Source organism: Clostridium sp. (genome assembly GCF_036660475.1).
Taxonomy (GTDB): Bacteria; Bacillota; Clostridia; order Clostridiales; family Clostridiaceae; genus Clostridium_J.
Window position 1 is genome coordinate 1 of record NZ_JAVXAO010000028.1, and the last position, 9,186, is coordinate 9,186.

The 9,186-nt window shown below is 28.7% G+C and carries 9 protein-coding genes, 1 tRNA gene and 1 rRNA gene; 5 read left to right on the forward strand and 6 right to left on the reverse strand.

Annotation, left to right across the window (positions count from 1 at the left end; all coding sequences use genetic code 11):
• The first annotated feature begins 496 nt into the window (after positions 1-496).
• Positions 497-1,057, forward strand: a complete 561-nt coding sequence (locus RSA29_RS18540; protein WP_332661487.1) for a hypothetical protein — start codon at positions 497-499, stop codon at positions 1,055-1,057.
• A gap of 60 nt (positions 1,058-1,117) precedes the next feature.
• On the opposite strand, the gene RSA29_RS18545 is transcribed toward RSA29_RS18540, so the two are convergent.
• From RSA29_RS18545 to RSA29_RS18555, 3 genes are all read right to left on the reverse strand, one after another.
• Entirely contained in the window at positions 1,118-1,444 is a 327-nt protein-coding gene (locus RSA29_RS18545) for a DUF1904 family protein (RefSeq protein ID WP_332661488.1), read from the reverse strand.
• Between the two features lie 77 nt (positions 1,445-1,521).
• Positions 1,522-2,928, reverse strand: a complete 1,407-nt coding sequence (gene cysS, locus RSA29_RS18550) for a cysteine--tRNA ligase (protein WP_332661489.1) — start codon at positions 2,926-2,928, stop codon at positions 1,522-1,524.
• 408 nt (positions 2,929-3,336) lie between these two features.
• Positions 3,337-3,732 carry a hypothetical protein gene (locus RSA29_RS18555; protein ID WP_332661490.1) on the reverse strand — a complete coding sequence of 132 codons (396 nt, stop codon included), beginning with the start codon at positions 3,730-3,732 and terminating at the stop codon, positions 3,337-3,339.
• Positions 3,733-3,923: 191 nt separating this feature from the next.
• On the opposite strand from RSA29_RS18555, the gene RSA29_RS18560 reads away from it, so the two are divergent.
• The 3 genes from RSA29_RS18560 to RSA29_RS18570 all read left to right on the forward strand — a co-directional run bounded on the left by RSA29_RS18560 (position 3,924) and on the right by RSA29_RS18570 (position 6,688).
• Positions 3,924-4,148, forward strand: a complete 225-nt coding sequence (locus tag RSA29_RS18560) for a DUF378 domain-containing protein (protein ID WP_332661491.1) — start codon at positions 3,924-3,926, stop codon at positions 4,146-4,148.
• Positions 4,149-4,426: 278 nt separating this feature from the next.
• Positions 4,427-5,062, forward strand: coding sequence for a DUF2284 domain-containing protein (locus RSA29_RS18565; protein WP_332661492.1), 636 nt, complete (start codon positions 4,427-4,429; stop codon positions 5,060-5,062).
• A gap of 180 nt (positions 5,063-5,242) precedes the next feature.
• The gene (locus RSA29_RS18570) at positions 5,243-6,688 is read left to right on the forward strand and encodes an NADP-dependent glyceraldehyde-3-phosphate dehydrogenase (protein WP_332661493.1); all 1,446 of its coding nucleotides are present in this window, start codon (positions 5,243-5,245) and stop codon (positions 6,686-6,688) included.
• 104 nt (positions 6,689-6,792) lie between these two features.
• On the opposite strand, the gene RSA29_RS18575 is transcribed toward RSA29_RS18570, so the two are convergent.
• Positions 6,793-7,512: a lysophospholipid acyltransferase family protein gene (locus tag RSA29_RS18575; RefSeq protein WP_332661494.1), complete on the reverse strand. Its 720-nt coding sequence runs from the start codon at positions 7,510-7,512 to the stop codon at positions 6,793-6,795.
• A gap of 321 nt (positions 7,513-7,833) precedes the next feature.
• On the opposite strand from RSA29_RS18575, the gene RSA29_RS18580 reads away from it, so the two are divergent.
• Complete coding sequence (locus RSA29_RS18580) at positions 7,834-8,724, forward strand: MBL fold metallo-hydrolase (protein WP_332661495.1); 891 nt, start codon at positions 7,834-7,836, stop codon at positions 8,722-8,724.
• A 45-nt stretch (positions 8,725-8,769) separates the two neighbouring features.
• Here RSA29_RS18580 and RSA29_RS18585 read toward each other — a convergent pair.
• Both RSA29_RS18585 and rrf read right to left on the reverse strand, forming a co-directional pair.
• Positions 8,770-8,844: transfer RNA gene (locus tag RSA29_RS18585), tRNA-Asn, on the reverse strand.
• A 6-nt stretch (positions 8,845-8,850) separates the two neighbouring features.
• Positions 8,851-8,968: ribosomal RNA gene (rrf, locus tag RSA29_RS18590) — 5S ribosomal RNA — on the reverse strand.
• Between the last annotated feature and the right edge of the window lie 218 nt (positions 8,969-9,186).

The window sequence follows — 9,186 nt, forward strand, 5'->3', positions numbered from 1 at the left end:
TAACTGGTTTTACCTTTTTCTCTGTTTAATTTTCAAAGACCATTTGTTTTTCTTCTGCCTCACTGATTAGTGATGACTTTTACTATTCTACTAGATAATTTCTTATCTGTCAACAACTTTCTTGAAAAGTTTTTTCTTAATTTCTTAAGATTTTTCTCTTACCCTTTGTTGTTTCTTTGCCGCATCTCTCAGCGACAAGATTTATCTTACCATGATTTAATATTTATAAATATATATTATATTACATTAAATTGAATTACATTTGATTTCTTATGTATATCTCAATATTCTTCTAGTATACTCATACTGATACGCATGGATTAGTTGCTTGTCCATTTACCCCTATTTTTTTAATCATTATTATTAACAATAACTTTTACAACTTATTTATATTTTTTACCTCATGTTATCTTCTCTATACACTTAACGAATAAGTTTATGAATAGAATCATATATTTAATCATTAATATAAAATAATTTTTGTAGGAGTATTTAGATGGATAATGATAATATGAAAAAAATATCTGATAGTATAGATAGTTTATCAAGCTTACTTGAATCCAACCTTGAAAAATTAAATGATTTGTCTATGAATTCCTATAATAATCCCTTGGACGATTCTTTAGGTTGCTCCAATACTTCCACCAATATTCCTAATATTCCACCCCTGGTTTCTACAGCTTCTTCACAAGCACCCAATAATAGTTCACTCCTTTCTATAGTTGACGACGACTTAACATCCTTAGCTAGAATTGCTACTAGCTTAAATGTACTAAAAACCCAATTGAATTTCCTTCAATTCAATGACTATGAATTATTATATGTAGCTAATTGTGTAACACCTTTACTACAAATAATGCGAGAACTTTCAAGCATCTCGTCATTTATTATGACAAGTACACAATTCCTAAACAACTCCACTACCCTTAAACGCAAAACAGGTAAACTTAAAAAAAATGAGAAAACTGTATATAAAATATTAGATCAAATTAACTGTATGTACCCTATTTTAGAATGTAGAATATATAACTTGATAAATAATATATGCGATAGTTAAATATAAAAGGCACAGCTTATACTATATCGTACTTCGCTATGCCTAAACTTTTATTTAATTCTAGAAATGAACACCATTTTCATAATATGAACTCCCATTTAATACATGGAATATTACATCTACAGTTTCATATCCTAACTCACAAACATATTTTGTAATTATCTTCGCTACTTCATCTTGCAATTCTTGGCCTCTATCAAACCATGCCACATCTATTATTGGATATGCATCAGATATACTGCCATCCTTAATAAATGTTGAATTTCTTAGTTCTATTGTGAAATAATCACGTGGGCATTCTAATAATGCTTCTAATTCGTCTATAAGATTCTTGCTAATATTAATTACCTCATGCTGCTTAACAGCTCTTAAAGTTATAATTGGCATAATATCTTCCCTTCTATTTAAGAAATTTATAACTACTTAACACCTTAAAACTAGAATTAATTAGATATTTTATTGAACTACTTTACTTTCCAAGTAGTACCCTCTTTACTATCTAACACATCTATATTCATAGCTATTAATTCATCCCTTATTTCATCAGATCTTTTATAGTTTTTATTTGCTCTTGCTTGATTTCTTTCTTCGATAAGTTTATTTATACGTTCTTCATCTACTTCGACAGTCTCTTTTTCAATTTTCATTAAATCTAAAGAGAATACAGTATCAAAGTCTTCAACTAGCGTAACTTTTTCTTTATTGTTTAAAGAATTATCCTTCAAAACTTCATTGATAACAGTAAATGCATTTGCTAAATTTAAATCATCACTTATGTGTGATTTAAATCTTTCTTGATATCCTTCAATGATTTCTTTATTTATTGTTTCACTTTCTTCTACATTTGATAAAACTGCTGAAATCTTCTTTTTAAGTGCTTTATATCCATTCTGAGCATCTTTTAAGCTTTCAAAGCTAAATACAAGTTGTTTTCTATATTTAGATTGTAGGCAGAAGTATCTGTAGTCCAGAGGGCTAAATCCTTCCTCTTCAAGTCTAGATACAGTTAGGAAATCTCCGCTTGACTTAGACATTTTGCCACCATTTTCCACTAAGAATTCTCCGTGTACCCAGTAATTTACCCACTTATGTCCTAGTGCTGCTTCTGATTGTGCCACTTCATTAGTATGATGAACTGGTATATGATCAATTCCACCACAGTGAATATCAATTTGTTCACCTAGATATTTAATACTCATAGCAGAGCACTCTAAATGCCAACCCGGAAATCCTCTACCCCATGGTGAATCCCATTGCATTATTTGATTTGAAAACTTAGAGTTTGTAAACCAAAGTACAAAGTCTAATGGATTCTTTTTATTTATATCTATCTCTATTCTACTACCAGCTTCTAACTCATCAATACTCAAGTTTGCTAATTTAGTATAGTCTTCAAATTTATCTATTTCAAAGTATACATTCCCATTTGATTCATAAGTATATCCCTTGTTTTCTAACTTTTGGATAAACTTAATCATATCTGTTATATGCTCAGTAGCTCTACATACTACTGTTGGTCTTTTTATATTTAATTTCTTGCAATCTTCGAAGAATGCATCTTCATAAAATTTCGCAATTTCCCATACAGTTTTATGCTCACGACTTGCACCTAGTGCCATTTTGTCTTCACCCTCGTCACTATCTGATTGAAGATGACCAACATCAGTAACATTCATAACATGCTTAACTTTGTATCCTACATATTCCAAGGATTTTTTCAGTGCATCCTCAAATATGTAAGTTCTTAAATTCCCAATGTGTGCATAATTGTACACTGTTGGTCCACAAGTATACATACCAACTTTATCTTTATTTATAGGTGTGAATTCATCCTTATTTCTATTTAAGGTATTATACAGATAAAAACTCATATCAATTCTCCTTTTCATACTTATATTTAATAATTACACTTCATCGCATAATATAAAAAGCCACAGACCTAACTGTAGCTTAAATAACGATTAAAATATATTTTATTCATTAATCCGTATTATTATAGCGCAGTACAGTCTTGTTAAATTTTAATTTTCTCACAACAATAACAACAGCAACAGCATCTACACATAATAATCCTTCTCCTTTAAAATAATTTATATTTAAATTTTATCATATATTAATAATATTACAAGTTATATAATCAAATAGAATATACTTTATTATACTATACAATTGAATTTAGGTTATATAATTTTTTTACTTATTTATTTTAATTTCATAAAAAACTTATTAAATAAAGCCATATATTCTTAATCATTACGAATATATGGCTTTTACTATCACTATTTATTGTTTTGATTATGTTTTACTCTGTTTGGCTTTGCTTTCGGTCTTATTACAATGTTATCTTTTTTATTTTTAATTTTGCTTTTGCTTTTTCCATAGTTATAAGCTGCTGTTGTAGCCTTCCCCTTAGATTTATTCATAAATCCAGTAAGATCCAAGAACCATAAGAATAATATTACAAATACTCCTGGAATCACAAAGTTTACTACTATAACAGGCATATTGGGAAACACTAATGGTGGTAATATAAATTCCATAACACCTAGAGCTAGTACTACCCATTTGCTTATTTTAATCTTATCCAATACAAATTTCTTTAATATCATATATATTCCAAAAACAACAATTGCAAATAATATCATACTTCCTATCATTACCAAAAATTCCTTCATACTTATACCTTCTTTCTAATTTATTTTAATAAATAATATTATATAATATATAACTATAAAAATGTATACTATATGACTGTATTATTTATTGTTAACAAAATATTAATAATTATTATTTCAATATATATGGTTTAAAAATATTGTTTTTGTAAAGAATATTAATTGTAATATATATTAAAGGAGATGTCTTTATGAAAATTTTAGATTCAATAGTTCTACTTTTAGTTATAGTTGGAGCCGTAAACTGGGGATTGATAGGACTATTCCAATTTGATTTAGTTGCAGTTTTATTTGCTGGTTCTAGTTTATTTGGAACTATTAGCATGTTTAGTAGAGTAATTTATGGTTTAGTTGGATTGGCCGGTCTTTATGCTATTTCATTCTTTGCTAAAAGTAAATATACTGATATAGACTAATTTTCTAAGCCGTATTATACGGCTTTTTTATTTTTTGAATACATATTAACTTAATATTATCACCATAATATTAAAACCTCTATTATAATCATTGTAATAATTTCAATCCTTTATTATAATCATTGTAAGAATCTATAGTAATATCCCTATATTTTAACTCACTATTAGATTTTACATTATTCTTTCACTTATCTCATACAGATACATATAAGAATAGTTTAATGTATTTCACACTAGTATAAAATATAGTAAAAATAAATAATTGAGGTGCATTATAAATGATGAAATATATTTCTTATACAATCAAGGAGACAACCTTAGATGAACTCCTTGTTTATTACACCCCTAAGGTTGTAAATAAATATTGTGAGTCTTGTAATAAATTTAATAAAGTTTGGTCTTGTCCACCTTTACCATTTAAGGATTTAGATTATGTATCTAAATATAAATATTGTTATATTATTAGTGGTAAAATACATATAGACAAAGTACCTAAAATGGAACTTGAAGAAATCGTGAAACACTCTTTATCTAAATACAGTGATATAAGTAAGGAAAAGGATGATTTTTCTAACACATTTAACGGACTTTATTATAGTTTCAGAGAATTTAATGATAAAAAAGTTTCTTCATTAGAACATTACTTCGATGAGACTATTTCTCTCTTCTCTGGACGATGTTTAATATGTAATACTTGTACTCGTAGTATTGGTAAGCCGTGCATTTCTGAAGAAAAACTAAGATACTCTTTAGAAGGTTTAGGCTTTGATGTTACAGGAATAATAGAAAATATTGTAGGTGAAAAAATACAGTGGAGTAGTGATAGTAAGCCAGAGTATGTTACCTGCGTATCAGGACTTCTTTCAAATGAAAAATTATCTAGCCACTATATATTAGAACTTTTATCAGAATAATATCAGCTTTACTTGATTTCTCGTATATTCACTACTTGAAATCAAGTTTTTTTATACATCAAATTCAATTAATTCCCTATAATCACCTATTCTATATTAGTATTTTAAAGACTGTATTTGTTAATAATATAGTAATGATTAAAGTATAAATATAATTAAGTAGAAAGAGGTGGTTCTTTTTTGTTTAAATGTATAAAGAAAGAAAATCATTATTGTAACTTAGTAAACGGTCAATGGGTATCTACTGAAGATACTATAGATATATTTTGTCCTAGCGATAATTCATTTTTAGGAACCATTCCTAAAATGAACATTAAAGATGTAGATGAGGTTATAAGTCATGCAAAAAGAAGTCAAATTGTCTGGAGTGATATGCCTGTTAATAAAAGAGCTGAAATACTTCACACTGCTGCTACACTTTTAGAGGAAAAATGTGATGCACTAGCAGAAATTCTTATGAAGGAAATCAGTAAAGATATTAATTCATGTATTTCTGAAGTAAAACGAACTGCTGATTTTATACGCTTTACAGCTGATGCTGCTAAACACTTAGAAGGTGAAACCATAGCTGCTGACAATTTTCCTGGATTTAAAAAGAATAAAATGAGTTTTGCACAAAGAGTTCCTATTGGAGTAGTTCTTGCAATATCTCCATTTAACTATCCTATAAATCTATCTGCCTCAAAGATTGCACCCGCACTAGTTGCTGGAAATAGCGTTATACTAAAACCACCAACTCAAGGTGCAATTAGTGCTCTTCATCTTGTGAAGATTTTTCAAGAGGCTGGTGTTCCTAGTGGTGTGTTAAATTCTATAACTGGAAAGTCTTCAGAAATCGGAGATTATCTTTCTACCAATGAGAATATTAATTTTATAAATTTTACAGGTTCTACTAAGGTTGGTAAACATATTGCGAAAATTGCAGGTATGATTCCAATGATGATGGAGCTAGGCGGTAAAGATGCTGCTATTGTACTAAGAGATGCCGATTTAGATGATACTGCTAGAGAAATTGTATCTGGCGCTTATAGCTATTCTGGTCAAAGATGCACTGCTATTAAGCGAGTGTTAGTTACTGAGGACATTGCTGATGAACTCTCCTCCAAGATCTTAGATCAAGTAAAGAAGCTTACTATTGGAACTCCTGAATCTGGATCTACAATAACATCTTTAATAGACAAACCTTCTGCAGACTTTGTAGAAGAACTTATTAATGATGCACTAGCTAAGGGAGCTAAATTATTGCATGGTAATATTCGTGAAGGAAACTTAATACATCCAACATTATTTGATTATGTTACTTGTGATATGCGTCTGGCTTGGGAAGAACCATTTGGACCAGTGCTACCAATTATTAGAGTTAAGGATAAGGATGAAGCAATTGCAATTGCCAATAAGTCTCAATATGGTCTTCAGTCTTGTGTCTTTACCCGAAATATTAATGACGCTTTTTATGTCGCAAATAAATTAGAAGTTGGCGCAGTTCAAATTAATAACAAATCAGAAAGAGGCCCTGATCACTTTCCCTTCTCTGGCGTTAAGTCTTCAGGCATGGGCACTCAAGGAATTAAATATAGTATAGAAGCCATGTCACGTCTTAAATCTATTGTACTAACCATAGATTAAGAGGTCTTCAAAATAAATAAGTCATTCTTCGGCTATTTTGACTACTATACTTAATATGAAAGAAAAGGTACTTAATTATTTTTATAACAATTAAGTACCTTTTCTTATTTATTGATTTCACCCTCTATTAAAGGTTTTTCAATTATTTCTTTACATAAATTCACTAAATTCCCTTTTTCATCTTTTGTAAGTTCATCTACATAAATAGGCTTATGAAATATGATTTTAGCTCTCATATCTTGTTCTTCACCTTCTAACCCTTTATATGTTCCGTCCACTGTAATTAATATTATTGGCACATTAGCCTTAATCGCTAGTTTTAAACTTCCCTTCTTAAACTCACTCATTTTACTACATCTACTTCTTGTTCCTTCCGGAAAAACAAGCATTGACCTACCATTTTTTAATTGTTCTACACCCTTTAGTATAGATTTTAAACCTTCTCTTCCATTTTCACGATCTATATATACTGAACCAACCTCTTCTATCCAATATGAAGCTATTGGAACCTTTTTCAGTTCTATTTTTGCTATAGCTCCAACAACAGTATTTATATTAGCCATTATCAATGGAACATCCAACACACTTTGATGATTGCATATATATACACAAGGCTCATCAATAAGATTTTCTTTTCCTTGTACGTCTATCTCTAATTCTGAATATTTCATAGTAGCCTTTGCCCAATTATTTTCTATATTATATAAATATTTTTCTCTTTCATCCTCAGTTAATCTATTCTTTTTAATTGGATATATAATCCTTTTAATTGCAATTTGTAGCATTTTCAAGGAAAATTTTATCCCAAATCTTATTTTTCTCACAAAATCACATCCCTTTAAGTACTTATATGTAATTATATCAGTAATAAATCTGTTCGTGAAGTATAAATGTATTGGTCTTAAATGAGTTATAAACATGTTTTTTTGTCAATAATTAAAATGCTAGTTAGAAATTATTATCTTTTTATTTTTTAACTTAATTATTTGTATAACTTTTTATATAAATATTAATTTATATCCTACTAACCTAATATTATGTTAATTAATATTTATAGATATGTTTACATTACTATATAAATCCTATTAACATATTTATCTATTATCAATATAATATTTAATTATCCTACCCTTGAAGGAGTATTTATGAAAAATATGTTTACTAGACCTTACTATAAATTTACTATTTTAATAATGATAATATGTATTCTTTGTTTTTTCCTAGGAAATATGATTTCTCATGAATCTAGTGATACTATTTCTAATGTCGAAACAAAAGTTCATTTTATTAATGTTGGTCAAGGTGATTCTATATTAATTCAAAATAACAAATTTAATATTTTAATCGATAGTGGACCTAATAGCTCTAGTGATAAAATTATAAAATATCTAAAAAAATATAATATTAAAACTTTAGATTATGTTATAGCTACCCACCCTCATGAAGATCATATTGGCTCTATGGACGATGTAATAAATACTTTTAAAATTAATAAAATTATAATGCCTAAAATCACTTCACCTGACAGTGATTTTTCTAATATGATAAAGATATTAAAAAGTAAAAACCTAACTATAACCACGCCCAGTGATAACTCCACAATTAAATTGGATGAAAACAATTATATATCATTCCTTTGGACTGGTAATTTAGTTGATGACAATTTAAATAATTACTCTCTAGTAATAAAATACGTAAATAAAAATACTTCATTTTTATTTACAGGAGATAGCGAAGAGATTATTGAAAAAAAATTATTAATTTCTAACGCATCTTTAAATTCAGACATTCTTAAGGTTTCGCACCATGGTAGTAAATCATCATCTTCTTCTGAATTTCTAGCCAAAGTAACTCCTTTAATATCTATTATAAGTTGTGGGGTTGGAAATGATTACGGTCATCCTCACAAAGAAACTTTAACTACTCTAATGAACGTAAATTCTCATATTTTTAGAACTGATATTAATGGTAACATTGTAGTTAAAACTGACGGTGAATCATTAATGGTACTCACTCAATATAAAAATGAAAACTAGCATTCTCAAAAAATAAAAAAAGCCTTAACATTGTAAGACTAAAAATGGCTCCGCGAAGAGGATTCGAACCTCCAACCTATCGGTTAACAGCCGAGTGCTCCACCGTTGAGCTATCGCGGAACATTGACCTGGCAACAACCTACCCTCCCACACAGCTGCCCGTGCAGTACTATCGGCCTCTTGATGCTTAACCTTCGTGTTCGGTATGGGAACGGGTGTATCCATCAAAAGCATAATTACCAGATATTTTGTTGCTATAAACTTCGCATTTCTTTGTCAATTTCAGTCATTCCGCTACTCATTTATATTTAATAAACTCTGTTGCTCATTCCTTCATTTCCTTAAACTGCTCGTTTCTATCATCAAAATTATAAATTTTATACAAACTTTGGTTATAGTCTGTATTGATTAAGTTTTAAGAAAACAATTATGTTCTCTCAAAATTACATAGTAAAGTTTAAA